General features: G+C 68.9%; 24 protein-coding genes and 1 tRNA gene. 9 read left to right on the top strand and 16 right to left on the bottom strand.

What is annotated here, in order from left to right; translation table 11 throughout:
- Positions 1–17: 17 nt before the first annotated feature.
- The 4 genes from KWG56_RS13260 to KWG56_RS13245 all read right to left on the bottom strand — a co-directional run bounded on the left by KWG56_RS13260 (position 18) and on the right by KWG56_RS13245 (position 4,906).
- The gene (locus KWG56_RS13260) at positions 18–1,394 is read right to left on the bottom strand and encodes an MATE family efflux transporter (protein WP_219355119.1); all 1,377 of its coding nucleotides are present in this window, start codon (positions 1,392–1,394) and stop codon (positions 18–20) included.
- Between the two features lie 88 nt (positions 1,395–1,482).
- Positions 1,483–2,241, bottom strand: a complete 759-nt coding sequence (pdeM, locus tag KWG56_RS13255; RefSeq protein WP_219355118.1) for a ligase-associated DNA damage response endonuclease PdeM — start codon at positions 2,239–2,241, stop codon at positions 1,483–1,485.
- The gene (locus KWG56_RS13250; RefSeq protein WP_219355117.1) at positions 2,238–4,757 is read right to left on the bottom strand and encodes a ligase-associated DNA damage response DEXH box helicase; all 2,520 of its coding nucleotides are present in this window, start codon (positions 4,755–4,757) and stop codon (positions 2,238–2,240) included. Before KWG56_RS13250 ends, pdeM begins: the two co-directional genes overlap by 4 nt.
- The gene (locus KWG56_RS13245) at positions 4,718–4,906 is read right to left on the bottom strand and encodes a hypothetical protein (protein WP_219355116.1); all 189 of its coding nucleotides are present in this window, start codon (positions 4,904–4,906) and stop codon (positions 4,718–4,720) included. Before KWG56_RS13245 ends, KWG56_RS13250 begins: the two co-directional genes overlap by 40 nt.
- 80 nt (positions 4,907–4,986) lie before the next feature.
- On the opposite strand from KWG56_RS13245, the gene KWG56_RS13240 reads away from it, so the two are divergent.
- The 5 genes from KWG56_RS13240 to hisC are packed head-to-tail and all read left to right on the top strand — an operon-like array spanning position 4,987 to position 11,230.
- Entirely contained in the window at positions 4,987–7,842 is a 2,856-nt protein-coding gene (locus KWG56_RS13240; RefSeq protein ID WP_219355115.1) for an ATP-dependent DNA helicase, read from the top strand.
- A 1-nt stretch (position 7,843) separates the two neighbouring features.
- Positions 7,844–8,317 (top strand): Cys-tRNA(Pro) deacylase, encoded by a 474-nt coding sequence (gene ybaK, locus KWG56_RS13235; protein ID WP_219355114.1) that lies wholly within the window; start codon positions 7,844–7,846, stop codon positions 8,315–8,317.
- Between the two features lie 57 nt (positions 8,318–8,374).
- A complete protein-coding gene (locus tag KWG56_RS13230; protein WP_219355113.1) occupies positions 8,375–9,427 on the top strand; it encodes a DUF2125 domain-containing protein in 1,053 nt (350 codons plus the stop codon).
- Positions 9,427–10,113, top strand: a complete 687-nt coding sequence (locus KWG56_RS13225) for a hypothetical protein (RefSeq protein ID WP_219355112.1) — start codon at positions 9,427–9,429, stop codon at positions 10,111–10,113. The genes KWG56_RS13230 and KWG56_RS13225 overlap by 1 nt, the downstream gene beginning before the upstream one ends.
- Positions 10,114–10,126: 13 nt before the next feature.
- Entirely contained in the window at positions 10,127–11,230 is a 1,104-nt protein-coding gene (hisC, locus tag KWG56_RS13220; protein ID WP_219355111.1) for a histidinol-phosphate transaminase, read from the top strand.
- Between the two features lie 95 nt (positions 11,231–11,325).
- On the opposite strand, the gene KWG56_RS13215 is transcribed toward hisC, so the two are convergent.
- The 6 genes from KWG56_RS13215 to KWG56_RS13190 all read right to left on the bottom strand — a co-directional run bounded on the left by KWG56_RS13215 (position 11,326) and on the right by KWG56_RS13190 (position 16,886).
- Positions 11,326–12,942 (bottom strand): M61 metallopeptidase family protein, encoded by a 1,617-nt coding sequence (locus tag KWG56_RS13215; protein WP_219355110.1) that lies wholly within the window; start codon positions 12,940–12,942, stop codon positions 11,326–11,328.
- A gap of 84 nt (positions 12,943–13,026) precedes the next feature.
- Positions 13,027–13,806, bottom strand: coding sequence for a MipA/OmpV family protein (locus KWG56_RS13210; protein WP_219355109.1), 780 nt, complete (start codon positions 13,804–13,806; stop codon positions 13,027–13,029).
- Positions 13,807–13,843: 37 nt separating this feature from the next.
- Entirely contained in the window at positions 13,844–14,581 is a 738-nt protein-coding gene (locus tag KWG56_RS13205; RefSeq protein WP_219355108.1) for a lysophospholipid acyltransferase family protein, read from the bottom strand.
- Positions 14,582–15,226, bottom strand: coding sequence for a YdcF family protein (locus KWG56_RS13200; RefSeq protein WP_219355107.1), 645 nt, complete (start codon positions 15,224–15,226; stop codon positions 14,582–14,584). It lies immediately after the preceding gene.
- A complete protein-coding gene (locus tag KWG56_RS13195) occupies positions 15,223–16,170 on the bottom strand; it encodes a cell division protein FtsX (RefSeq protein ID WP_219355106.1) in 948 nt (315 codons plus the stop codon). The genes KWG56_RS13200 and KWG56_RS13195 overlap by 4 nt, the downstream gene beginning before the upstream one ends.
- On the bottom strand, positions 16,167–16,886 hold the full coding sequence (locus KWG56_RS13190) for a cell division ATP-binding protein FtsE (protein WP_201099560.1): 720 nt from the start codon (positions 16,884–16,886) through the stop codon (positions 16,167–16,169). The genes KWG56_RS13195 and KWG56_RS13190 overlap by 4 nt, the downstream gene beginning before the upstream one ends.
- A gap of 72 nt (positions 16,887–16,958) precedes the next feature.
- On the opposite strand from KWG56_RS13190, the gene KWG56_RS13185 reads away from it, so the two are divergent.
- The gene (locus KWG56_RS13185) at positions 16,959–17,921 is read left to right on the top strand and encodes an MJ0042-type zinc finger domain-containing protein (protein WP_219355105.1); all 963 of its coding nucleotides are present in this window, start codon (positions 16,959–16,961) and stop codon (positions 17,919–17,921) included.
- Between the two features lie 18 nt (positions 17,922–17,939).
- Complete coding sequence (locus KWG56_RS13180) at positions 17,940–18,473, top strand: phosphoribosyltransferase (RefSeq protein WP_219355104.1); 534 nt, start codon at positions 17,940–17,942, stop codon at positions 18,471–18,473.
- Between the two features lie 94 nt (positions 18,474–18,567).
- On the opposite strand, the gene lysA is transcribed toward KWG56_RS13180, so the two are convergent.
- From lysA to argH, 3 genes are read right to left on the bottom strand one after another with little or no spacing between them, the layout of a single operon-like run.
- Positions 18,568–19,842 (bottom strand): diaminopimelate decarboxylase, encoded by a 1,275-nt coding sequence (gene lysA / locus KWG56_RS13175; protein WP_201099557.1) that lies wholly within the window; start codon positions 19,840–19,842, stop codon positions 18,568–18,570.
- Positions 19,843–19,845: 3 nt separating this feature from the next.
- The gene (locus KWG56_RS13170) at positions 19,846–20,088 is read right to left on the bottom strand and encodes a hypothetical protein (RefSeq protein WP_244999514.1); all 243 of its coding nucleotides are present in this window, start codon (positions 20,086–20,088) and stop codon (positions 19,846–19,848) included.
- On the bottom strand, positions 20,085–21,449 hold the full coding sequence (gene argH / locus KWG56_RS13165) for an argininosuccinate lyase (protein WP_219355306.1): 1,365 nt from the start codon (positions 21,447–21,449) through the stop codon (positions 20,085–20,087). Before argH ends, KWG56_RS13170 begins: the two co-directional genes overlap by 4 nt.
- Positions 21,450–21,522: 73 nt before the next feature.
- Between argH and KWG56_RS13160 the strand changes: the two genes are divergently transcribed.
- The gene (locus KWG56_RS13160; protein ID WP_219355103.1) at positions 21,523–22,203 is read left to right on the top strand and encodes a TlpA family protein disulfide reductase; all 681 of its coding nucleotides are present in this window, start codon (positions 21,523–21,525) and stop codon (positions 22,201–22,203) included.
- Positions 22,204–22,210: 7 nt separating this feature from the next.
- Here the strand turns inward: KWG56_RS13160 and KWG56_RS13155 are convergent, their stop codons facing one another.
- The 3 genes from KWG56_RS13155 to KWG56_RS13145 form a co-directional block, all read right to left on the bottom strand.
- Positions 22,211–22,519 (bottom strand): hypothetical protein, encoded by a 309-nt coding sequence (locus KWG56_RS13155; protein WP_219355102.1) that lies wholly within the window; start codon positions 22,517–22,519, stop codon positions 22,211–22,213.
- Between the two features lie 66 nt (positions 22,520–22,585).
- The gene (locus KWG56_RS13150) at positions 22,586–23,164 is read right to left on the bottom strand and encodes an NUDIX domain-containing protein (RefSeq protein ID WP_219355101.1); all 579 of its coding nucleotides are present in this window, start codon (positions 23,162–23,164) and stop codon (positions 22,586–22,588) included.
- A 37-nt stretch (positions 23,165–23,201) separates the two neighbouring features.
- Positions 23,202–23,278 (bottom strand) — tRNA-Met (locus tag KWG56_RS13145).
- Positions 23,279–23,461: 183 nt separating this feature from the next.
- Here KWG56_RS13145 and KWG56_RS13140 point away from each other — a divergent pair.
- A complete protein-coding gene (locus KWG56_RS13140; protein ID WP_201099553.1) occupies positions 23,462–24,697 on the top strand; it encodes a PQQ-dependent sugar dehydrogenase in 1,236 nt (411 codons plus the stop codon).
- The last annotated feature ends 10 nt before the right edge of the window (positions 24,698–24,707 follow it).

Raw genomic sequence — 24,707 nt, 5'->3', positions numbered from 1 at the left:
CGTCGTCCGGGTCTTTTTTATTCTGCGCTTGCCGCGGCGGGGGCTGTCCTGTCCGCGCCTGACAGCTTGGTCTTCATCTGGCGCAGCAGGAACAGGATGACGACGGCGGCCTGGGCGGCCGAGGCGACGGCGGCGGCCCACCAGAAATGTTCGAGCCTGCTCCACGGCTGGGTGACCAGGAAGACCATCGATCCCGCATAGACAGCAAGCCTAACCGCGCCGCCGATCAGCGATGGGCGGGTGTCGCCCAGGGCCTGAAAGGCGCCGGATGCGGTGAAGGCCAGTCCCGAGGCCACGAAGACCAGAGAGACGATTTTCAGATAGTGGGCGGCGATAGTGGCGGTCGCGGGGTCGGCGGCGAAGGGGGCGACCAGCAGGGGTGCGTTCCACTGGCAGACCAGGGTCAGGGCCAGCATGATGCCCGAGCCGATCGCCGCCGCGTCGCGCACGGTGCGGACGACGCGGCTGAACTGGCCCGCGCCATAGTTCTGACCGGCGATGGGGCCGACCGCAAAGGCGATGGCCATGGCGGGCAGGAAGACGGCCTGCATGACCCGCGATCCCACGCCGAACCCGGCCTGGGCCTCGGCGCCGAAATGCTGGATGAAGCCGTAGGTCAGGCTCATCGAGACGAACAGCAGCAGGAACTGCGCGCCCGCCGGGAAACCGATGCCGACGATGCGGCGCAGGACCGCGCTATCGGGCGGCGTCAGGCGCATGGGCTGGGCGATCACGGTCTGGACGCGGCTGAAGATCACGACCGCCCCGACGAAGCCCGCCAGCGCCGCAATCGCGCTGGCCAGACCGGCGCCGAAGGCTCCCAGCGGCAGTCCCAGACCCCAGCCTGCGATCAGCACGGGGGCGAGCACGGCGTTCAGCAGGACGGTGGCCGACTGGACCATCATGGTCGGACGCACGACCCCTGCCGCGCGCAGGGCGGCGCCCATGGTTCCGGTCGGGAACATCAGGGCCAGAGCGGGCAGGAAGCCGTGCAGATAGGCCGCGCCTTCCTTCGCCGTCAGCGGGTCGGCCGAAAGGCTGCGCATCGCCATGCCGCCAAAGGCGTATCCCGCGATCAGGGTCGAGACGGCCAGCACGACCGACAACAACATGGCCTGGCGATAGATCGCCTCGGCGCCCGCATGGTCCCCGGCGCCGATGGCGCGGGCCATCAGGGACATGGTTCCGACCGTCACCATCTGCGACGCGGCCATGACCAGGAAGAAGACCACGCCCGCCAGGCCGACTCCCGCCAGGGCCGCCGGTCCGATCCGCCCCACGAAATAGAGGTCGATCAGATAATAGAGCGTCTGGAACATCAGTCCCAGCCCGATGAAGAACGCCATCCCGAGCAGGCGCCGGGTGATAGAGCCCTGTGTGAGATCGTGTTGCATTCGACGTGTCCTGAACGCGCGGCGATCCGCAGCGTGGATGCGCCCCTTAGCGGCAGCTTACGCCCAAATCAATATCACCCGGGTTTTATTATCGGTCGCCGGACAGCTTCTTCCAGGCCAGGGCGTGGACCCGGTCACGGCCCAGGGCGGCGATCAGGGGTTCGCGGGCGAACAGGTCGGCGATAGCAGGGTCACGCACGCTGAGCCCGCCGGTGAAGGCGCCGAAGGCGGGCAGGATCAGGCGCGAACCGTCCGTGATGAAACAGGGGCGGCGCACGCCTCGGCCATAGGCGACGACGCGGGCCGAGGGGTGCAGGTGCCCGGCGACCTCGCCATGGCGGTTGTCGGCGGTGGCGAGAGGTTCCGGCTCGTGGGTGAGGCGCAGCGCACCCAGGCTGATGTCACCGACGACGGCGCCGGGCAGACGTACGTCGGCCCCCATCTGCGCCAGGGCCTCGCGGTCGTGGTTGCCCTCCAGCCACAGCCAGTCGCGACCCGCCGCCAGCCGGTCCAGCCGCGCTCGGTCGGCGGCGGCCATGCGGGCGATGGCCCGGGCGTCATGGAAGCTGTCGCCCAGCAGGATGACCGTGTCAGGATTCAACTCGGCGATCTCGGCCTCCAGCCGGTCCAGGGTGGCGCGGCTGTCATAGGGGGGCAGCAACTGGCCGCGTGCGGCGAAGGCGGAGCCCTTCTCCAGATGCAGGTCGGCGGCGATCAGGGTCCGATAGGCCGGCAGCCACAGGGCCCCGGAGCAACGCAGGTCGCAGGTCTCGCCCGCGATCAGCACGCGCAGGGCGCCGCAGGGCTTGCGGGCGGGCGACAGGGTCTGGCGCAGGGCGGCGTTCACGCGGCGTCTTCCATCACTTCGGCGATCAGGGCGTCGGCGCTTTCGTCCAGGATCATTTCGGCGGTGTCCCCGCCCACGCGCTCGCGCCCGATCTGCACCAAGACCGGCACGCTGAACGGCGACGGGCGGGACAGGGCGATGGGGCGTATGCGGCCCTCGATCCGCGTCAGCATCTGACCCAGGCGCGCCACGTCCAGCAGGCCCGACGCCGCATCGGCGCGGGCGGTCTTCAGCAGCAGATGATCGGGCTGGTGGCGGCGCAGCACGTCATAGATCAGGTCGGTGGAGAAGGTGACCTGACGCCCCGTCTTCTCCGCGCCCGGCAGGCGACGCTCGATCAGGCCCGAGATCAGGGCGCAGTTGCGGAAGGACCGCTTCATCATGAAGCTTTCCTCCAGCCAGGCCTCCAGGTCGTCGCCCAGAATGTCGGGCTGGAACAGGGCGTCCAGATCGATCCGGTCCATCGGCTTGATCGACCAGATGGCGAATGAATAGTCCGTGACGACAAAGCCCAATGGGCCGACGCCCAGCCGGTCCAGCCGCCGTGTCAGCAGCATGCACAGGGTGGTGTGGGCCAGCCGCCCCTCGAACGGATAGGCGACCATGAAGTGGCGATTGCCGCGCGGGAAGGTCTCGACCAGCATGGATTCGGCATCCGGAATGACCGAGCGCGTCTCCTGCAGCTCCAGCCACTCCTGCACGTCGGGCGGCAGGACGCGCCAGTGGTCGCGGTCCTGCACCATGGTGCGCACCCGGTCGGCCAGCGAGGTCGACAGCGGGAATTTGGCCCCGCCCCAGGAGGGGATCTTCGGGTCCTTGTCATTGGCGTGGGTGACCAGGGCGTCGGTCCCGGTGATGCCCTGAAAGGCCCAGACCTGACCGGCGAACAGGAAGGTGTCGCCCGGCGTCAGCTGTTCGAAATACCATTCCTCGGCCTCGCCCACCTTGCGCCCGCCGACCCAGGCGCGGGTTCCGCCGCCGCCCCGCCGCGACGCCACGCGCACGTTCAGATTTCCGGCGGAGACGATGGCCCCGACGTTCATGCGGTGGCGCTGGGCGATATGCTGATTGCGGACCTTCCACTGGCCATTCTGTGTGCGGACGATGCGGGCGAACCGGTCGTAGGTCCGCAGGGCGTATCCGCCTGTGGCCACAAAATCCACGACCTCCTCGAACTGCTCCCAGGTCAGGTCGCGATAGGGTCCGCAGGTGCGGATTTCGTCATGGAGCGCCTGCATGTCGAACGGCTCGGAACAGGCCACGCCCATGACGTGCTGGGCCAGGGTGTCCAGTGTGCCGATATGGACCGGCTCCCAGTCGAAGGCGTTGTCGGCGACAGCCTCGCGCGCGGCCTGGCATTCCAGCATTTCGAACCGACTGGCGGGCACCAAGAGAGCGCGCGACGGCTCGTCCAGCCGGTGGTTGGCGCGGCCGATGCGCTGGACCAGACGGCTGGAGCCCTTGGGCGCCGCCATCTGGATGACCAGGTCCACGTCGCCCCAGTCGATCCCTAGGTCCAGCGTCGAGGTGCAGACCACGGCCCGCAGGTCGCCCCGCGCCATTGCCGCCTCGATCTTGCGCCTCTGTTCGGCGGCCAGTGATCCGTGGTGCAGGCCGATGGGCAGATTGTCGTCATTAACGGCCCACAGCTGCTGGAAGACGAACTCGGACTGCCAGCGCGTATTGACGAAGATCAGGGCCAGGCGGGCGCGCTGGATGGCGGCATAGACCTCGGGGATGGCGTGTTGGCCGGTGTGGCCCGCCCACGGCACCTTGCCCTCCGAAATCAGCACATCGATCACCGCAGGGGCGCCGGGATCGCCGCGCACCAGCGTCACGCCGTCTTCTCCCGTTAGCGCAGACGGGCTGAGCCATTCCCGGATCAGGTCGGGATCTTCGATGGTGGCGCTCAATCCCACGCGGCGCATCGCGGGTGCGAAACTCTGCAGCCGCGCCAGCCCCAGGGCCAGCAGATCGCCGCGCTTGCCGCTCCAGATCGCGTGCACCTCGTCCAGCACGACGCATTTCAGATCGGCGAAATAGGATCGCGCGCCTTCCCAGGCGCAGAACAGGGCCAGTTGTTCGGGCGTGGTCAGCAGGATGTCGGGCGGGAAATCGCGCTGGCGTTGGCGCTTGGACTGTTTGGTGTCGCCGGTGCGGGTCTCGACATGGATGTTCAGCCCGATCTCGCGGATCGGCGTCATCAGGTTGCGTTCGACGTCGGTGGTCAGGGCCTTCAGCGGGGACAGATACAGGGTGTGGACCCCAGACCCCGGGCCGGTCGCGGGGCGCGGCCCGCGTTCCGCCAGATCGATCAGGCTGGGCAGAAACCCCGCCAGCGTCTTGCCCCCGCCGGTCGGGGCGACCAGCAGGGCGTGCGAACCGGCCTCGGCGGCGGCGACCATCTCCAGCTGATGTCGCCGGGGCGACCAGCCGCGGCTGGCGAACCAGTCGGCGAAAAGCGGGGGAAGCGGCGTCACCCCAACCGAGCGCCCACACAGGCCCGACCGTTCCATGCCCCGCCCGCATCGAGGCAGGAATCCTGAGCCAGAGCGGCGCCAAGCATCGGCCAGACGGCGAACCCGATCAGGGAGACGAGCGCCGCCGCCAGCAGGATCACGGCCAACAGGCCCTTGGGTGTCAGAAGCTTCGTCTTGGCGGCCATGGCTTACAATTAGCGCGCCGGAGCGTCGGTCGCTAGATGTTCCCGTTCCGTTTCGGTCTCAGGCTCGCTATCTATCAGCTGTGTCAGACGAATCCGTCATTGCAGAAACGACCCGAACGGGGCCCGAACTTCGGCTGGACCTGCCGCCTGCGCTGGCGACGCCGCCGGGGGCGGGGGCCGTCTGCGATGAGGCGGGCGCGCGAAAGATCGGGCGCGGCGCGGCCGAAGGCTTCTTCACCGCCGGGCCGGTTCTGGTCGCCCATGCGTCCCTGACGGCGCGACGGCTGGGCCTGACGCCGCCGCCCCGGTCGTCCGATCTGATGGATGTGCTGGAGCTGTACGCCTTCGTGCGCCCGGCGCGGTTCTGCGCTCCGTCGCCGACGGGACTGGCCCTGGCGCTGGGGCGGGCGGAGCCGAAGTCGCCCGAGGAACAGGCCACGGCCCTGCGTGACGCCGCCGCCGCCCTGCTGGGCGAACTGGCCGCGCCCGCCTATCCGGAACGCGAGGCCGCCTATGTCCTGGCCCTGACGATGCAGCGCGCGGGCTGGGCTTGGGGCGAACGTGTCGTGCAGGCGCTGGAGGCGGGCGGGGTGCGTATCCGCCAGCATCGCGGCTCGGGTCTGGATGTCTGGACGCGCCTGACGGAGTGGGAGGACGAGGCCCCGCGCGGCGAGGCCGGGTCCGCGCCGGTCGACAGCGAGAGCGCCCGCATCCGGCTGGAGAAACTGCTGCAGGCCTCGGGGCTGGATGAGACGCGCCCGACCCAGTCCGACTACGCCGCCGAGGCCGCCTTCGCCTTTTCGCCGCGTAACGAAGAGGGGCGGCCCCGCGTTCTGCTGGCTGAGGCGGGGACGGGCACGGGCAAGACCCTGGGCTATCTGGCGCCCGCCTCCCTGTGGGCCGAGCGGAACCAGGGGGCGGCGTGGATTTCGACCTACACCCGCGCCCTGCAACGCCAGATCGACCGCGAAAGCCATTCGCTGTGGCCCGATCCGGCCGAGCGCAGGAAGAAGGCGGTGATCCGCAAGGGCCGCGAAAACTACCTGTGCGTCCTGAACCTGCAGGACATGGTGCAGGCGGCCCAACTGGGGAACGGCGACCTGATCGGGCTGGCTTTGGCCGGCCGCTGGGCGGTGCATACGCGTGACGGCGACATGACGGGCGGGGACTTCCCCGGTTGGCTGCCCGGCCTGTTCGCCCTGCCTGCAGCCCACGCGGCGGGGGCGGCCAATCTGGTGGATCGGCGCGGCGAATGCGTCCACGCCGCCTGCCCGCACTACCGCACCTGTTTCGTCGAAAAGACCATCCGCGCCAGCCGCAAGGCCGACATCGTGGTGGCCAATCACGCCCTGGTCCTGACCCAGGCCGCGTTCGACGGCGCGCGTTCGGCGCGAGGCCAGAAACAGGACGGCGAGACGGCGGCCCTGAAACGGATCGTCTTTGACGAGGGCCACCACCTGTTCGACGCCGCCGACAGCGCCTTCTCCGCCTGTCTGTCCGGGCAAGAGGCGGCGGAACTGCGCCGCTGGATACGCGGGCCGGAGGGCAAGGGCCGTCGCGGGCGCGGGCTGGAACAGCGTCTGGGCGACATGGTCAATGACAATGAGACGGCGCTGAAATCGCTGCAGGACGCCGTGCGCGCCGCCGCCAGCCTGCCGGGCGAGGGCGTGTCGGGCCGGGTCGCGCCCGCCTCGGGCGAGGTGAACCCCATCGGGCCGATTGAGGCGTTTCTGGCCGCCGCCCTGAACCAGCTCAGGGCGCGCACCGCCGAGACCAATCCTTATGGCGGCGCCGAGTTCGGCATGGAATGCGCGCTGAAGCCGGTGACCGAGCCGGTGGCCGAGGCCGCGCGCGCGGCGGCCCAGGCGCTGGCGGCCATTGAGGCGCCGCTTCTGGCCCTGTCGCGGCACCTGGAAGACATTCTGGACGATGAGGCGGCGGAACTGGACGGTTCGCAGCGGTCGCGGATCGAAGGGGCCTTGCGCGGTCTGGACCGGCGCGCCCGCATGACCCTGCCGGGCTGGCGCTCTATGCTGGCGGCGCTGGAGGACGGCGGCGACCAGCCGGACCCCGATTTCGTCGACTGGCTGTCGGCGGAGACGGCCTTTGGCCGCATCCACGACGTGGCCCTGCGTCGCCACTGGATCGACCCGACCGTGCCCTTGGAGGCCGCCGTGATCGTGCCGTCGCACGGGGTGCTGGTGACCTCGGCGACCCTGTCCGATCCCTTGCAGGATGATCCGTTCGATCTGGCGCGGATGCGGACCGGATCGGCGCGCCTGATCGATCCGCCCCGCACCCTGAAGGTCGAAAGCCCGTTCGACTACGCCGCCAACAGCCGGGTCATCGTCGTCAATGATCTGGTCAAGGATGATCCGCGCCAGACGGCGGCGGCGATGCGCGAACTGTTCCTGGCGGCGGGCGGCGGGGGGCTGGGCCTGTTCACCGCCATCCGTCGTCTGAAGGCGGTCTATGAGCGGCTGGGGCCGGATCTGGCGAAATCGGGCCTGCCGCTTTACGCCCAGCACGTCGATCCGCTGGAGGTCGGGGCGCTGGTGGACATGTTCAGGGTCGAGGAGAACTCATGCCTGCTGGGCACCGACGCCGTGCGCGACGGGGTCGATGTGCCGGGGCGGTCTTTACGGGTTCTGGCCTTCGACCGTGTGCCGTGGCCGCGCCCGGACCTGCTGCACAAGGCGCGGCGTGAACGGTTGGGCGGAAAGGGTTATGACGACGCCATCGCCCGCGCCCGCATCGGCCAGGCCTTCGGTCGGCTGATCCGGCGCGGCGACGACAAGGGGGTGTTCCTGATGCTGGACGCCGCCACCCCCACCCGCCTGTTCGCCAGTCTGCCGCCGGGAACCGAGGTGCAGCGCATGGGGCTGGCCGATGCGGTCGAGCTGACCAAGACCTTCCTCAATCCCGAGACGACCTGAAATGTCGAAGACCACGCCCGCGACCCTAGCCCTGACCAAGGCCGGGATCGCATTTGAGCTGTTCCCCTATGACTATGATCCCGACGCGCCGCGCGTGGGACTGCAGGCGGCGCAGGCCTTGGGCAAGGCGTCGGAACAGGTGTTCAAGACGCTGATGACCCTGGCGGACGGCAAGCCCGCCTGCGTCATCGTGCCCTCGGACTGCGAGGTCAGCATGAAGAAGCTGGCGGCGGCGCTTGGGGCCAAGTCGGCCCAGATGATGAAGCCCGCCGACGCCGAACGCCTGACCGGCTACAAGGTCGGCGGCGTCAGCCCCTTCGGCCAGCGCAAGTCCGTGCCGACGGTGATGGACGAGACGGCCATCCTGTTCGACCAGGTGCTGATCAACGGCGGCCAGCGCGGCCTGCTGCTGGGGGTCGCGCCGGACGAGGCCGTGCGTGCTGCGGGGGCCAGTCTGGCGGACCTGACCGCCTGAACCGCTCTTATGTCGGCGCCGATCCTTGCGCTATAGGGCGTTGAACCCGGAGATCGCATGACTGACGCCCCGACCAAGCCGCACAGCCGCAAGGGCCTATATGCGCCCTTTATCATCGTGTTGCTGGCCTTGGCGGCGTGGACGGGCTGGTGGATCTATCTGACGCACCAGATCGACAGACAGATCGAGACCCAGGCGGCCGCCATGCGTCAGGCGGGCTGGGATGTCCGCTTTTCCGAGAAGACCATATCCGGCTGGCCGTTCCGCGCCCGCGTGGGTCTGCGCGACGTGACCATCGGCGCGCCGTCGCATCATGCGGTGTCGGCGCTGGAGCTGGCGGCCGAGGCCAATGCCTATCAGCCGACCAAATGGGTGATCGTCGCGCCGCAGGGGCTGGTGCTGACCCGGGCAGGCAAGGGCGAGGTGGCGGTCGCAGGCGACGCCATCCGCATGAGCGCCAGCGGCATCGACCAGCGCTGGCCCAATCTGGCGCTGGAGATGGTCAATCCGGTCTTCACCGTGGCGCCTCAGGGCGAGCCCTTCCCCATTGCCCGCGCCGCGCGGATCGAGTTCTACACCCGCCCGCATCTGGCCGCTTCGACCACGCCGGGTGACGACATCGACGTCATGTTTCGTCTGGTGGACGGCCAGGGCCGCGCCGATGGTCCTGTCGAGGGCTTCGCGCAGGACGGCATGCTGACCCTGCAGCTTGAGGCCACCATCGGCCAGGCCAGTCTGCTGAAGGGCGGCGATGCGGCGGGGGTCTTCTCGGTCTGGACGCGGGGGGGCGGAACCTTCCGCAATCTGCGCGGCGATATTCAGGCCGGGGCCAGTCGCGCCACCCTGAGCAGCGATGTCCTGCGCGCCGATGCGGACGGGCGGCTGATCGGCCAGGTGGCGCTGCAGTCGCAAAAGCCGCTGCCCGCCCTGTCCGGTCTGCTGGAATCGCGCGGCGGCGTCGCCAACCGGATCGGGGCGGCGGGCGCCGCGGCGGCGGCAGGCGCGACTCAGGCGGCAGGCAAGGACGACATGGCCCTGACCCTGGTGTTCCGCGATGGGCGCGCCTGGCTGGGGCCGTTCTCGCTGGCCCCGGCGCCCAAGCTGTTCTGATGGGCCTGCTCGACGAACCCCAGCCTGACGAAGCCCTGCTGGCGCTGGACCGGGCGGTGGTTGAGGCCGTGCGCGCCCGTGTCGCCGCTGGGCCGCGTGATCGCACGGATGCGGGCGCCATCGCCTTGCGCCAACTGCTGAACGGCGTCTCGCCTGCTGAGGCTGCCGTGCTGAAAGCCCTGTGGGGTCGGATCGAGGCGGCGGGCGGTCCCGTGATGGCCGCCAGCGGCGGTCTGGCCACTGTGCTGGCGGCGGATCGTTACGGCCTGTCCGCCCGATCCATGGCGGCGGATGAGGTGTTGAAGGCGGTGGATGCCGGGGCGCGCGGCCTGCTGGACCTGTCATCGGATCGCCCATGGTGGGGGCGGCTGCTGGCGCGACCCGACCTGCGGATCATCGCCGCCCTGCCGGATGACCGGCGCGCGCGCCCGCAGGCCTTTCTGGTGTCCAGGGAGCAGTCCGGCCCGACCGGCGACGACCGCAGCTTCTGGGTCACGGACAGCGGCCTGCCCGACGCCCGCATTGTCGACGCCCTGGGCCAGTCCGGCCTGATCGCGGACCCGCTGGCGGCGGCAGGCGGCTTGAAGCTGTTTGTGCTGACGGGCTATGTGCAACCCGAGGACGGACGGCTGAGCGACGCCCCCGGCCGCCTGACCGGCGTCATCGGCGCTACCCCCATCTTCTGACTCAAGGCATTTCATGACCGACGCGACCGCACCACAAGGCCCCGTGGCGAAGCCCGGCATCCTCGACATCGCGCCCTATGTCGGCGGCAAGTCGTCCATCGCCGGGGTGGCCGAGCCGATGAAGCTGTCCTCGAACGAGAACATGCTGGGTGCGGGCGAAAAGGCGCGCGCCGCCTATAAGGCCGCCGTCAGGAACATCCACATCTATCCCGATGGCCGGGCCAGCAAGCTGCGCGCCGCCGTCGCCGAACTGCACGGGCTGGAGCCCGAACGCCTGATTTTCGGCAATGGTTCGGACGAGGTCTTCGCCCTGCTGAACCAGACCTATCTGACGGCGGGCGACAATATCGTCTGCGGTCAGTACGGGTTCCTCGCCTATCGGATCAGCGCCCTTGGCTGCGAAGCCCAGGTCAAGCTGGCGCCCGAGCCGGACTACAAGGCCGAGGTCGACGCCCTGCTGGCCCAGGTCGATGAGCGGACCAAGATCGTCTATGTCTCCAACCCGTCGAACCCGACCGGCAGCTACAACACGGGCGAGGAGATCCGCCGCCTGCACGCCGCCCTGCCGTCGCACGTCATTCTGGTCGTCGACGAGGCCTATGCCGAATATGTGACCGAGGCCGACTGGGAGACGTCCTTCCCGCTGGCCACGGCGGCGTCGAACATCGTCGTCACCCGCACCTTCTCGAAGATTCACGGTCTGGGCGGTTTGCGCATCGGCTTCGGCTATGCGCCGCTGGCGGTGGCCGAGGCCATCGACCGCATCCGTCTGCCGTTCAACGTCTCCGTGCCCGGTCTGGAGGCGGCGACGGCGGCCCTTTCCGATACCGCGCACCAGACGGCGTCGCGCGATCTGGTGACCAACTGGAAGCCGCGCCTGACCCAGGCCCTGCGCGGCTTCGGCTTTGAGGTTCTGCCCAGCGCAGGCAACTTCGTGCTGGTGGTGTTCGAGGACGCCGACCGCGCCGCCGCCGCCAACGACTATCTGAACACCAAGGGCATCATCGTCCGCCCCGTCGGCGGCTATGGCCTGCCGCAGGCCCTGCGCATAACCATCGGCACGGAAGACCAGAACCGCGCAGTGATCGATGCGTTGAGCGAGTTCGCGGCGCAGTAGGTCGTGATTGTGCGCCGCTCGCGTCCGGCCTGGCGCGAGCGGCGCACAAAGGGTGTTTGAGGCTCAATCCAGCTTGGAAACGCGCACCATGCCGGTCAGTCCTGCGTCGCCAACGGCGGCGCGATGGTCAGGGCATAGGCCAGAGGCGTGGCCAGCGGGGTCTTGCACAGGGCCTCGCGCACTGTGGTCTGGCCGCGTGCGGTGAAGCGGACGGGTTCGCCGGCTGCGCACCGGGTCTGAACCGCTTCGAACATCGGCCGGGCGTCGGCCATGGGATCGAAGCCTTCGATCTTGCCCAACTCAAGATCGCCCGCCAAGGCGCCGCAGGCCGCATCATTGTCCATCTGGACATAGCCGTCGCGCAGATAATAGCCCTTGCTCACCCCCGGCGCGCAGTTGCTGGCGTTCAGGTGCGACAGGGCCGCCATCAGATAGGTCTGGCGCGAGGGCCGGTTCTCCCAACGGACTCCAAGGGCGGTCAGGCGCGCCTCAAGCGCAGACCAGCGCTGATCTGCGGGGGCGTCGAACAATGCCGGGACCGCCGACCCGGCGGGCAGGGCGCTCACGAAGTCGGCGGGACCATAATCGGGGCGTCCCGCACGGGCCTGGGCGATCAGGTCGCGCCAAACGTCGATGACGCCGCGCTGGCCGTTTGAGGCATGGCGCAACTCCAGATCTGCCAGCCACTGGATCGTCACGCCGCAGTCGTACATGGCCGGGCCGCCCGCGATGCGTTCGGCAAGGCTGCGGCTCTGCCCCACAGCACGGCGACAGTTGGTCAGGCTGGCGCTGATCGCGTCCAGGCCGTCCTCGTGGTTCAGCACGCCGGTCGAAGAGGCGGCGACCAGGGCCAGATACTGCGCCCCTCCTTCATGCAGCCAGGGCGAGCCCTCGGCGGGGACGGCGAAATGGCTGTTCCACAGATGGACGGATTCATGGAAGACCAGCAGGCGGATGTCCGAAAGGGCGCTGTCCGTCGGCTCGGCCCAGTCGTCGCCGTGCAGACGGGCGGAGATGACCTCTGTGTCGGTCACGTCGGCGCGGAAGGATATGGGGCCCGCGCCCTGATCCGTGAACACCAGAGTCGGCGGCTTGGGCGGTGCGCCGAACCTGTGGCCGAAGAAGTTGACGGCCGTGTCGAGGGTGTCCAGCGCGGTTGTCCGCACCTGGGGCGACAGGCCGGGCGCCATGATCGCGGCCCCGCCCACGCGTTGTTCGATCCGGGCGGCGGGACCGACATAGACATAGCCGCTGACGTCGTTCGCGGGCCACAGGGTCCAGGTCTGGGGCGCGTCGAGGGTGAGTCGCAGCATATCGTCCGCACCGGTCAGGGCCGGGGCGAAGAGCAGATAGCCGTCGCCCACGCGGGTCACGGCGATATAGCCGCGCCCTTCTTCGGTGGTGTCTGGCTTCAACAGCAGGGTGAACCGATCGAAGGCGTCGCCGGCGCCTTCAACTGCGTCGCCGCTCAGCCGGGCGTCCCGTGTCTGGGCGTCCCGTGTCGGGGCGATCCAGTCGTCGCGCGCCACACCGGCGTCCTGAAACCTGAACCGGGTGGTCGGCGTCGTCAGGCGTATGCTCGCGCTCAGCCCGTCTGTGGTTGGCTTCAGCGTGACGGACTGCGCCTGTGCTGACATAGGGGCGGCCAGCGGGGCCGCGCCCATCAGGGCTGCGGTCGCCAAGGTGCAGGCCAGCCTGGTTTTGAAGCTCATGATCTCACTGCGTCGGTCATCCGTATCGACCGGGTGTTTCAGCCAGCACACACCGATTGGCGAGTGAAATATCGGTAAGCGTCTTCAGTCCGCGCTGGAGAACCGCACCACGCCGATCAGGCCTGCGCGCCAGACGTGGTCGTCGTCGACCAGCGGGCTGTTCTTGGTGTCGCCCAGGCGCTGTTCGTAGTTGACGAAGCCGCCGACGCCGAAGCGCGTGCCGACCGGGATGGCGAGGAAGGCCACGGCCCCGGCGCCCGACAGGCCGCCGGACGCCTGGTAGGGTTGATAGCCGCTGCCCGGCGCCTGTTCCGGGGTGACGCCGAAGTAGCGTTGCAGGCGCTCGTCATTGCCGCCGGTGACATAGCCGCTGACGCGCAGCAGACCGACCGGGGTCACGCGCTGATGGCCGACCGAGGCGAAATACTGCATTCCCGCGTCGTCGCCGCTGACGTCCTGGGCCACATGGCCGCCGACCACGATCCCGCCGAAACGCTTGTAGGCGTACAGGGCGGCGTCGGCGCCCAGGCCGGGGCGATCCAGGCTGGAGCCCTCGATCTTGCCCGCCGAGAAGCGGGGACGCAGCTGGACCCCGGCGTTGAAGTCGTCGGTCTTGATCGCATTCCAGCCCAGGCCGTCCAGGCCGTTGGCGTAGAAGATGTTCTTGTAGTTGGCCGAACCCCAGGCGGTGTAGTTGATGTCGTCGCCCGTATTGCCGGTGGGGCTGAAGCCGTGGGTGATCCCTCCGCCGACCTCGACCCGCCAGGTCTTGGGCGCCTCGACGTCCTCATAGGGCTGGGACTGGGCCAGGGCCGATCCGGCGACGGCGGCGAATGCGGCGGTGAGAATAAGGGTGCGGATCATCGGGCGTTTCCATTGCGGCGCCCGAACGCGGGGAGGATCAGGCCGGTGCGGAATGCACTAGCGCGGTTTTTGGCTCCAATAAGGCGGTCGAAGCCGTCTCGATGCGGCTTTCCAGCAACGACATCATGGCGCCCCGCTTCAACTGGGCCGGAATGGGCTCCAGAAACTCGAACACCACGGTGCCCGGATAACGACGGAAACCGTGGGCGGGCCAGTGGACGCCGGAGTTGGTGGCGACGGGCCAGCAGGGGCCTTCCAGATCGCGATAGATGGCGGCGACGCCGGGCTTGTAGTCGCCGGGAACGCCAGGCGCGTTGCGCGTGCCTTCCGGGAAGATGACGATCTGGCGGCCTTCGGCCAGGCGGTCCTTGGCCTGACGGGTCATGTCCTTCAGCGCCTTGGCGTGGCCGGCGCGGTCCACGGCGATCATCTTGGCCTTCCAGGCGAACCAGCCGAAGAAGGGCAGGGGCATCAGCTCCTTCTTCATGACGAAGCACGCGTCCGGCAGCACCGCCAGCAGGGCGACAATGTCCAGCATGCCCTGGTGCTTGGACGCCACCAAGGCGGCGCCGGACGGGCGGTTCTCCAGCCCTCGGAACTCGACCTTCACGCCCGCGATCCAGCGCAGGCCGAACAGAACGCTCCTGGCCCACAGCTTGATGACGCCGCGAACGACGCTGTGCGGCATCAGAAGGGCGGGCGACAGGCCGATGGCGACGACGGGCATCGACAGATAGAGCCAGGCCGTGAAGAGGAGAGAGCGCAGGGTGTTCACTTAGGCGGGCGCCTTTTCTGGTGTGTCCGCATCGGCGGCGACGGCCCGGACGGTGGAGCGGTCGCGCGTCAGGCGACGCACCCCCTCGCGGCCCAGCGCGGTCAGATATTTCATGTATTCCAGCGTCATGCGCCGCGCGGAAACCACGGCCCGCCACCAGCGCGCATTGTCCAGCGACGGCGTCGAAACAGCAAAGGGCGTCAGCTCCACGCCCGGCAGCTGGCCGCGCAGCTCAACCAGCGAACGCGGCATATGATAGTCCGAGGTGACCACGATCAGGTGGGTGTAGCCCTTGGCCCGGGCCCATGAGGCGATCTCCTGGGCGTTGCCGACCGTGTCCTCGGCCTCGAAGCCCAGGTCGACGCAGCAGTTGAACAATTTGGTCGAGCCGGGGGTCAGTTCGCGCAGCTCCTGGCGGCGGACCTCGCGGTTGACGCCCGAGATCAGCACCCGCTCGCCCTTGCCCTGCTCCAGCAGGCGGATGGCGGCGTTGACCCGTTCGGCCGAGGGGCCGGTCAGGGCCACGATGGCGTCGGCGCGCGCGGGATCGTCGGCGGGCGTCAGCTCGCGCACCCGATGTGCGAAGGCGAACAGGCCGACCAGCCAGATCAGGGCGACGACGCCGATGACGGTCAGCAGCCTCATCCCTTGCCTCTTGCCGATCCCAATACCTGCATGGCGGCGAATCTGGCCGCGAGAAGCGCCACCGTAGCGGCCAGCAGCGGGCATGGCGAGAGCAGCAGCAGATCGCCCCAGGCGATGGGCAGGGCCTGGCTCAGGCCGCCCGACCCGCCCAGGAAACGCAGGAAGCCCAGCAGAAGCGCCGCCAGCAGGGCGCCGATGGCCCCTGCGCCCGCCGCCAGGAGGGCGAAACGGCGCTGGAACAGCCAGGCGATCCGGCCGTCGGTGGCGCCGTTCAGGCTCAGGGTCTCGATCACGCCGCGACCGGCGGCCAGGCCCGCACGGGTGGCGTAGGCGATGGCGGCGGCGGCGGCGAAAGCGGTGGCCAGGAAGGCGGCCCCGGCCAGGGTGGTGATCAGTGCGGCCGAGCGTTCCACCTCGCCGCGCCACAGGCTGTGGTCGTCGACGGTGGCGTCCAGTCCGGCGGCGGCCAGGGCGCGGCTCAGGGTGACGGCGCTGGCGGGCGCGTCCGCCTTCAGACGCACGGTCACCAGATGCGGCAGGGGCAGGTCGGGCAGGACGGCGTCGCCCAGCCAGGGGCGCAGCAGATCCTCGGCGTCCTTGCGCGACAGGGCGGCGGCCTCCTCGACCCCGTCGACCCCGGCCAGGGTCTCGGCGGCGCGGGCGGCGGCGGTGTCGCCGGTCTCGCCCACGCGGGGGCGGACCTGGACCGTGGCCTCCGATCCCAGCTGCCGGGCCCAGCCGTGGGCGGCGCGGTCGGCGGCGGAGGCGGCGACGGCGGCCAGACAGGCCAGGAAGCACAGCACGGCGATGACCGTCATCAGCCACGGCTCGCCCGCAGCGGCGGGGGGCAGCAGGCCGGGACGGCCGGAGGGCAGGCGAAAGCCCGAAAGGCCCAGACTCGAAAGGCGCAGAGAGGGCAGGCGCAGGACAGACAGACGGATCATGCGGCGGCGCGCTCCGTCGGCGCCAGCCGCCCCCGGTCCAACCGCAGCACGCGCGCGCCGGAGCGTTCGGCCAGGGCCTGGTCGTGGCTGGCGATCAGGACCGTGGCACCCAGCCGGTTCAGCGACTGGAACAGGCGCAGCAGCTTTTCGGCCATCACGCCGTCCACGCTGCCGGTCGGTTCGTCGGCGACGATCAGGCCGGGGCGGGTGATGACGGCGCGGGCGATGGCCAGCCGTTGTTTCTCGCCGCCGGACAGGGCGGGCGGCAGGGCGTCCATGCGGTCGCCCAGGCCCACCCACTTCAGCATCTCGGCCACATCGGCGGCATAGGCCGCCTCACGCTGATGCGTCAGCCGCAGCGGCAGGGCCGCGTTTTCAAAGGCTGACAGGTGGTCGAGCAGGTGAAACTCCTGGAAGACGACACCCATGCGGCGGCGGAAGGCGGGAATATCACGCCGTTCGATCTGCGTGACATCTGCGCCGAACAGGCGGATTGTGCCCTTTCGCGGCCGTTCGGCCAGGGTCAGAAGCCGCAGCAGCGACGACTTTCCCGCCCCCGACGGTCCGGTAAGGAAGTGGAAAGAGCCTCGCGGCAAAATGAGGTTAACGTCTCGCAGAACGTCAGGCGCGCCCGCATAGCCGAAACCAACGCCCGACAGGCGGACGGTCTCGGGCGTGGCGGTGGTTTCGACGGCGCTTGCGGGCGAGGACGGCATGGGCTTGGTTTCAGGGACGGGGTGCGAGATCGCGCCTCTCGGGAGGGGGCGCAAGCCTCGCAGTCAGACGACATGATACTGACCTGCCCGTCCTGCGCCACCAGCTATTTCATTGCGGACGACACTGTCGGTCCAAATGGCCGCAAGGTGCGCTGCCAATCGTGCGGCGAAGTCTGGCGCGCGACCAATGACGAGCCGCTGGAATTGACCGTCGCGCCTGAACCCAGCGTCATTCACAGGACTGAACCCGAGGCTGAACCGGCCAGCCTGGCCGAGACCCCGGCGCCCGAACTGCCCCGGGCCTTCCGCGCCCGCGCCGAACAGCAGCGTCGCCTGCGTCGGGCGGCGACCCATGGCGCCGTCTGGGCCGGACTGGCCAGCGTCTTCGCCGCCCTGATCATTTCCGCCTTCCTGTTCCGCGTGGAGGTGGTCGAGATTTTCCCGCGCGCCGCCGCCGCCTACGCCAATGTCGGCGCGCCGGTGAATGCGGTGGGTCTGGATTTCGAGGCCCTGAGCGCCAAGGACGTGCCCAGCAGCCCCGGCATGGTGGTGGTGTCCGGCGCCCTGAGGAATGTGCGCGACCGGGAAATCGTCGCCCCGCCGATCCGCGTATCCCTGCTGGACGAGCACGGGGCCGAGATCGGCATCAAGGTGGTGCAGATCGACGCCGCGCCGGTCCTGCCCGGCAAGGTTCAGGGTTTCGCCGCCCTCATCGCCGATCCGGGCCAGGCGACCGCCGACATCGGGGTGAATTTCCTCGCCGTCGCCCCTGCGTCCAAGGCTCGCGCGAATCAGCCCGCGTCGCAGCGTCAGGCCGACGCCAACGGCCTGTCGGTGGTGTCCCGTGCGCCGGTCCTCAACGCCGATGTCTCGCGCGGGCCTGCGCCCTTCCCTCCGACGGAGGTGGCTCCGGCGCCGGGTTCGGCGGCGGCCAACGGCCTGCGTCCGGCGACGGCGCCCGGCGTCGGCGGCCAGAGCGTGACGCCTCCGGTTGAGGCCAAACCGATTCACATGGTGGACACGGGCCACGGCTAGGCGGTATCGCCTCGCATCATGGCTGACACCTCCCCGACGCCGACGGTTCTTCTGCCCGAGGCCGACATCGCCCGCATCGTCGCCGACCTGGCGGACCGCATCGCACCTGTCATCGACGATGATACGGTGGCGACCGTGCTGCTGACCGGCGGTCTGTGGTTCGCCGCCGACCTGACCCGCGCCCTGTCACGCGTGGGCCGGAACATCCGTTTCGACGCCCTGTGGCTGTCGTCTTATGGCGATGACAAGACCAGCCGGGGGCAGATCAACGTCTATGCGCCCTTCCAGCGTCCGATCGCCGGCCGCCGGGTGCTGATCCTGGATGATGTGTTCGACACCGGCCTGTCGCTGGCCGAGGCTGTGCGCATCGCCAAGGAGGGCGGGGCGTCAGAGGTCCTGACCTGCGTCTTCGCCCGCAAGCCCTGGCCCAAGCCCCGCGCGCCCGAGCCGGACTTCGTCGGCTGGGAGGCGCCGAACCGCTTCCTGGTCGGCTACGGACTGGATCACGCCGGATCGCTGCGCGGCCTGCCCGACATCTGCGCGATGGATTGATCCTAAGTGGCGAGTAGAGAGCGGCGAGTGACGAGGTCGGACAGACGTCCAGCAGCCTCTACTCACCACTCGCCGCTAATCACTCGCCACACGACTAGAGCCAGTCTGCGAAAGGCTCGCGGTCCAGCATTTCCTCATAGGTCGGGCGGGCGCGGATGATCGCCCACTTGTCGCCGTCGACCAGGACTTCCGGCACTAGAGGTCGGCTGTTGTATTCGCTGGCCATGACCGCGCCGTAAGCGCCAGCGCCGGTCATGACGACCAGATCCTCGGCCTCCAGCGGCGGCAGGGAGCGGTCGCGGGCGAAGGTGTCGCCGGTCTCGCAGACAGGGCCGACCACATCATAGTCCATGGCCGCGCCTTCGCGGGGGCGCACGGGCGCGATGTCGTGGAAGGCGTCATAGAGGGCCGGGCGCATCAGGTCGTTCATTGCCGCGTCCAGCACCAGGAAACGCCGTCCGTCGGACCGTTCGTTGACCTGAACAACCTCGGTCAGAAGAATGCCGGCATTGGCGGCCAGCAGACGGCCCGGCTCGAACGCTGCCTCGACCTCCAGACCTTCCAACACGCGGGCGGCCATGGCCACATATTCGGCAGGCGAGGGCGGGTTCACCCCGCCGGAATAGGGCACGCCCAGACCGCCGCCCAGATCCAGCCGGGTCACGGCATGACCATCGGCGCGCAGCTTGTGCGTCATCTGCGCCAGCACGCGGAAGGCGGCCTCCAGCGGCGTCAGGTCGGTGATCTGGCTGCCGATGTGGCAGGCCAGGCCCACGGGCGTGACATGGGGCGAGGCGGAGGCGCGGGCGTAGAGTTCATACGCCTCCTCGACCGGCACGCCGAACTTGTCGCCCTTGCCGCCGGTTGTGATCTTGGCGTGACCGCCCGCGCCGATGTTCGGATTGACGCGCACGGCGATGGCCGGGCTGGCGTTCATCATGGCGGCGACCTGGATCAGGCGGTCCAGCTCCGCACCGGATTCGATATTGATCTGGCGCACGCCGACAGCAATGGCGAAGGCCAGTTCGGGATCGGTCTTGCCCACGCCGGAGAAGATGATCCGCTCGGCCGGAATGCCCGCCGCCAAGGCGCGACGGATTTCACCTTCCGACACCGTGTCCGCGCCCGAGCCCAGCTTGGCCAGGGTCGCCAGCACCGACAGGTTGGAGTTGGCCTTGACCGCAAAGGCGATCAGGGCCTCGCCCAGCGCGTCCGTATGGGCGTCGGCGGCGGTGCGCAGCAGGCTGTAGTGCCGCTTCAGCGTGGCGGTGGAATAGACATAGACGGGCGTCCCCACCTCGTCGGCCAGGGTGTCCAGCGGTACGCCCTCGGCATGCAGGGCGCCGTCCTTGAGATCGAAATGGTGCAAGGTTTAACGTGGATCGTTCTGTGCGGCGCCGGCGCCGATCGGGTTGGAGGGGCCGCCGTCGATGGGGATGCTGCTGGACGGGCGGTTGACGGTGGCGGGTTCGGGCAGGTGACTGGCCCAGCGGTCGCGCGTGGCGCGTTCCGGCGCCGGACGCGGTGATTCCAGATCGGCCATGCGCCCGCAGGCGGAGGCCATGAGGGCCAGAGCGCCCACGGCGATCAGGCTGGTCTTGCGGATCAGGGTCACAGACGGTTCCTCCAGTCGGCGATGCGCGCACGGACCTGTTCCGGCGCGGTGCCTCCATAGCTTTGGCGGCTTTGGCACGAAGCCTCGGCGGTCAGGACCTTGTAGACCGCTTCGGTGACGCCTGGCTCCAGTTTCTGCAGTTCGGCCAGCGGCAATTGCGACAGGTCCACGCCCAGGCTTTCCGCCTGTTTCACTGCGGCACCGGTGACATGGTGCGCCTTGCGGAACGGCAGGTTCAGTTCGCGCACCAGCCAGTCGGCCAGATCGGTGGCGGTCGAGAAGCCCGCGCCTGCGGCTGCGGCCATCCGCTCTGTGTTGGGACGAAGCGCCGCGACCATGGCGGTCATGGCGTTCAGGGCCAGATCCAGGGCGTCGAAGGCCTCGAACACCGGCGGCTTGTCCTCCTGCATGTCCTTGGAATAGGCCAGAGGCAGGCCCTTCATCACCGTGGACAGGGCGACCAGCGAACCCATGATCCGGCCCGTCTTGGCGCGCACCAGTTCGGCGGCGTCGGGGTTGCGCTTCTGCGGCATGATCGACGAGCCGGTGGTCAGGTCGTCGGGAAGAGTGGCGAAACCGAACATCGGCGTCATCCAGACCACGATCTCTTCGGCCAGACGCGACAGGTGGCCCGCCGTGATCGAGGCGGCGGCCAGGCTTTCCAGTGCGAAGTCGCGGTCCGACACGGCGTCCAGGCTGTTGGCCATAGGCCGGTCGAAGCCCAGTTCCTGGGCCGTCATGTGGCGGTCGATGGGGAAGGGCGAACCGGCCAGGGCCGCCGCGCCCAGCGGGCTTTCGTTCATGCGGACGCGGGCGTCATTGAAGCGGCCTGCGTCACGGCCGAACATCTCCACATAGGCCATCAGGTGGTGGCCCAGGGTCACGGGCTGGGCGGTCTGAAGATGGGTGAAGCCCGGCATCAGGTCGCCTGCGTGCTGTTCGGCGCGGTCCAGCAAGGCGGCCTGCAGGCCCTTGAGCTGGGCGACCGAGCGGTCGCAGGCGTCGCGGACCCATAGGCGGAAGTCCAGCGCCACCTGATCATTGCGGCTGCGGGCCGTGTGCAGGCGGCCCGACGGTTCGCCGATCAGCTCATTCAGGCGCGCCTCCACATTCATGTGGATGTCCTCGAACTGGTCGCGGAAGGGGAAGGTCCCGCCCGTGATCTCGGATTCGATGGCGTCCAGTCCGCCCAGAATGGCGTCGGCGTCGGCCTGTTGCAGGATGCCCTGTTTGGCCAGCATCCGGCAGTGGGCGCGCGAACCGGCCAGATCCTGACGCCACAGGCGCTGGTCCACGCCGATTGAGACATTGATCGCCTGCATGATTTCGGCGGGGCGCGACGAAAAGCGTCCGCCCCACATGTCTTGACCCGCAGGCCGGACCGGCGCAGTCGATCCGCCTTGTTGTTTGGTGTCGGCAGAGGTGGATTCAGTCATGAGCGGCTCGAGAAAGGCGATCTGGGCAGGCATCGGCGCGATCGTGCTGGTCAGCACGCTCGCCGGCGCCTGGGGAATGGCGATGTCGCTATACGCCAATCATCGGCAGGACACGCAAGCCTCTGAGGCCGCAAAGACGTCCGAAGCGCCGAAAAGCGAGCTGTCGCGCTACGCTGTGGGCCCTCTGGCCGCGTTGCAGACCCCGGCTGAGCTGAAACCGGCGCCGGAATACATGTTCCGCGACCGCAATGGCACGGCGGTGCGCTTCGACGCCTTCCGGGGCAAGGTGGTGGTGGTCAATCTGTGGGCCATGTGGTGCGCCCCCTGCCGCGAAGAGATGCCGACCCTGGCGGCCCTGGCCAAAACCTATCGGGCGGATACGGACCTGATCGTTCTGCCGATCAATGTTGATGCGACGCCGGAGGCGGCGACCGAGGCCAAGGGCTTCATGGCCGACCATGCGCCTCTGCCCTTCTACAGCGACATGCGTTTCCAGCTGCCGTTCGAGTTCCCGGGCAAGGGCGCGATGCCCAGCACCATCTTCCTGGACCGCGAAGGCCGCATCCGCGCGGTCTTCTCAGGCGGCGCCGATTGGGACAGCGCCGAGGCGCACGCCCTGATCGACGCCCTGCTGGCCGAGGGCCGTCCGGCGCAAGGCGTCGAAGCGCCCGCAGGCTGACGCGGGCCTATTTCTTGGCGGGCACACGCTGATCGGTCGCCGGATCGACGGCGCCGGGGCGGCCTTCGGCGGCGGCCTTGGCCTGATTGTCCTCCAGCTTGTCGGCGACCTTGCCCGCGCCGCTCTCGACGGCCTGAGCCGCCTTCATGGCGCCGGACTCGACCACTTCACCGGCCTGGGCGGCGGCGGCCTTGGTGTCCTTGGCGGCCGTGTCAGCCTTTTGTTCGGCCTTGTTCTGTTCCGCCTGGGTGCAGGCGGCGGCGCCAAGCGTCAGCATGGCAAAGGCGGCGATCAGGGCGGGTTTGCGCGGCGACATCTTCGAATCTCCGGTCAGGGTTGAACCGTATCGGATAACGCGGTGCGGCGATCCCGGTTGCGCGCCTCAAGGTGCGGCGTCGAACAGGTCCGGCCTGCGCAGGCGCAGGTGCAGCGTCAGGGCCAGGGTCTTCAGGTCCGCCAGTTCGCCCGCATCGGCCAGACGCGCCAGTTCCGCCAGCGGCAGTTCGACCACCTCGATATTCTCATGCTCCGAAGCCAGGCCGCCGCCTTCAGCGATCCGATCCGCCTGTCCATACTGGCCCAGATACAGGCTGATCCGCTCGGTCGAGACGCCAGGGCAGGAGAAGCTGACGCCCAGCGGCTCCAGTTCGCCGATCTCGACGCCGACTTCCTCCATGGCTTCGCGCCGTCCGGCGGTGGCCGCGTCCTCGCCCGAATCGATCAGTCCGGCGGGGGCTTCCAGCAGGCGTGGCTCTTCGGCGCCCGCCACCAGCGGCCCATTGCGCAACTGGCGCACCAACAGGGCGACGCGCCGTTCCGGGTCATAGGGCAGGACAGCGACCGCCGCGCCATGATCCTCGACCTCGCGCGCCAGACGCAAGCCGTCGTCCAGCTCGATGGTCGCCCGATACAGGGTGGACCAGCCTTTATAGAGGATGTCGGTGGAGATCAGTTTGGCCATGCGCTGCGCCTTAGCACGAATGGCGAAAAGGGGGAGGTGGTGGTTGGAGGCGGGATCGAACCGCCGACCTGTGGGTTATGAATCCACCGCTCTAACCATCTGAGCTACCCAACCAAGGGTCCCGCCGCCGGATCGGTCCGCGCGGAAGAGGCGTGCCTATATCGCCGCCGCGCGTCCGGTTCAAGTCGTGTTCCGCGCCATTGTGCGGCGATTGAGCGCAAGACGGGCTGGATCGGGAACGCTAACCCTGAAGCTTCTGTTTTCAGACGAACCCGAAATTCAGACCGGAGCCCTGTCATGCGCCTGATCGCCGTCGCCGCCTCGACCTCTCTGCTTGTCCTTGCCGCCGCCTGCGGCGCCAATGGCGAATCGTCCGGCGCGCCGGTCCAGACCGGCGCGCCGCTGGAGACGCGCCCGGCCAATAACTCGGACCAGAAGCCCGCTTTCGCCGGCCAGACCCGCGCGCCCGGCGTGGTGACCCAGGCGCGGCTGATGCACACGGTGGTGGCCGAGGGGTTGCAGAACCCATGGGGCCTGGCCCTGCTGCCGGACGGGCGCTGGCTGGTGACGGAAAAGCCGGGGCGTCTGCGCGTGGTGACGGCTGAAGGTCAGATCAGCGATCCGGTTCAGGGCCTGCCCGCCGTGGATGCGCGCGGTCAGGGCGGTCTTCTGGATGTGATCACCAGCCCGACCTTCGGTCAGGACCGCCTGATCTACTGGAGCTACGCCGAGCCGCGTCAGGGTGGAAACGGCACGGCGGTGGCGCGGGCGCGGCTGTCCGATGATCTAAGCCGGGTCGAGAATGTCCAGGTCATCTTCCGCGTCCAACCGACCTATGACGGCGACAAGCATTTCGGCTCGTCCCTGGCCTTTGCCCCGGACGGCACGCTGTTCATCACCGTGGGCGAGCGCTCCGACAAGCCGATGCGGCCCCAGGCCCAGGATCTGAGCTCGCACCTGGGCAAGACGATCCGCATCAACGCCGACGGCTCCGTGCCGCAGGACAATCCCTTCGTCGGGCAGGCGGGCGCGCGGCCTGAAATCTGGAGTTTCGGCCACCGCAATGCGCAGGGCGTCGCCATTCAGCCCGGCACAGGCGCGGTCTGGACCGTGGAACACGGGGCTCAGGGTGGCGATGAGGTCAATCTGGATAAGCCGGGCCTGAACTACGGCTGGCCGGACGCCGCCTATGGCGTCGAATACGGTGGCGCGCAGATCGGCGAGGGCGCGACCCAGCATCCGGGAACCGAGCAGCCGGTCTATTACTGGGATCCCGTCATCGCGCCGGGCGGAGCCGTCTTCTATGAAGGGCCGATGTTCCCCAACTGGAACGGCAATCTGCTGGTTGCGGGTCTGAGAGAGAAACACATCGCCCGTCTGGTGATCCAGAACGACCGCGTCGTGGGCGAAGAGCGGCTGCTGAGTGATCTGGGCGAGCGTATCCGCGATGTGGCTGTCGGACCGGACGGATCTGTCTGGGCAATCTCGGATGAGCGCAACGGCAAGCTGGTCAGGCTGTCTCTGGCGCAGTAACCTGGCGTCG

Source organism: Brevundimonas nasdae (assembly GCF_019395145.1).
Classification (GTDB): Bacteria; Pseudomonadota; Alphaproteobacteria; order Caulobacterales; family Caulobacteraceae; genus Brevundimonas; species Brevundimonas nasdae.
The sequence above is the reverse complement of the archived record's forward strand: the minus strand, read 5'-3'. Positions and strand labels throughout refer to the sequence as shown.

Coding starts and splice junctions, on each gene's coding strand:
- KWG56_RS13230 (WP_219355113.1), top strand. CDS start 8,375: ATGACTGACGCCCCGACCAAGCCGCACAGCCGCAAGGGCCTATATGCG.
- KWG56_RS13195 (WP_219355106.1), bottom strand. CDS start 16,170: ATGATCCGTCTGTCTGTCCTGCGCCTGCCCTCTCTGCGCCTTTCGAGT.
- KWG56_RS13210 (WP_219355109.1), bottom strand. CDS start 13,806: ATGATCCGCACCCTTATTCTCACCGCCGCATTCGCCGCCGTCGCCGGA.
- ybaK (WP_219355114.1), top strand. CDS start 7,844: ATGTCGAAGACCACGCCCGCGACCCTAGCCCTGACCAAGGCCGGGATC.
- KWG56_RS13190 (WP_201099560.1), bottom strand. CDS start 16,886: ATGCCGTCCTCGCCCGCAAGCGCCGTCGAAACCACCGCCACGCCCGAG.
- argH (WP_219355306.1), bottom strand. CDS start 21,449: ATGTGGGGCGGACGCTTTTCGTCGCGCCCCGCCGAAATCATGCAGGCG.
- KWG56_RS13180 (WP_219355104.1), top strand. CDS start 17,940: ATGGCTGACACCTCCCCGACGCCGACGGTTCTTCTGCCCGAGGCCGAC.
- KWG56_RS13200 (WP_219355107.1), bottom strand. CDS start 15,226: ATGAGGCTGCTGACCGTCATCGGCGTCGTCGCCCTGATCTGGCTGGTC.
- KWG56_RS13150 (WP_219355101.1), bottom strand. CDS start 23,164: ATGGCCAAACTGATCTCCACCGACATCCTCTATAAAGGCTGGTCCACC.
- KWG56_RS13260 (WP_219355119.1), bottom strand. CDS start 1,394: ATGCAACACGATCTCACACAGGGCTCTATCACCCGGCGCCTGCTCGGG.
- KWG56_RS13245 (WP_219355116.1), bottom strand. CDS start 4,906: ATGGCCGCCAAGACGAAGCTTCTGACACCCAAGGGCCTGTTGGCCGTG.
- KWG56_RS13155 (WP_219355102.1), bottom strand. CDS start 22,519: ATGTCGCCGCGCAAACCCGCCCTGATCGCCGCCTTTGCCATGCTGACG.
- KWG56_RS13185 (WP_219355105.1), top strand. CDS start 16,959: ATGATACTGACCTGCCCGTCCTGCGCCACCAGCTATTTCATTGCGGAC.
- KWG56_RS13225 (WP_219355112.1), top strand. CDS start 9,427: ATGGGCCTGCTCGACGAACCCCAGCCTGACGAAGCCCTGCTGGCGCTG.
- KWG56_RS13215 (WP_219355110.1), bottom strand. CDS start 12,942: ATGAGCTTCAAAACCAGGCTGGCCTGCACCTTGGCGACCGCAGCCCTG.
- KWG56_RS13160 (WP_219355103.1), top strand. CDS start 21,523: ATGAGCGGCTCGAGAAAGGCGATCTGGGCAGGCATCGGCGCGATCGTG.
- KWG56_RS13140 (WP_201099553.1), top strand. CDS start 23,462: ATGCGCCTGATCGCCGTCGCCGCCTCGACCTCTCTGCTTGTCCTTGCC.
- KWG56_RS13250 (WP_219355117.1), bottom strand. CDS start 4,757: ATGGAACGGTCGGGCCTGTGTGGGCGCTCGGTTGGGGTGACGCCGCTT.
- hisC (WP_219355111.1), top strand. CDS start 10,127: ATGACCGACGCGACCGCACCACAAGGCCCCGTGGCGAAGCCCGGCATC.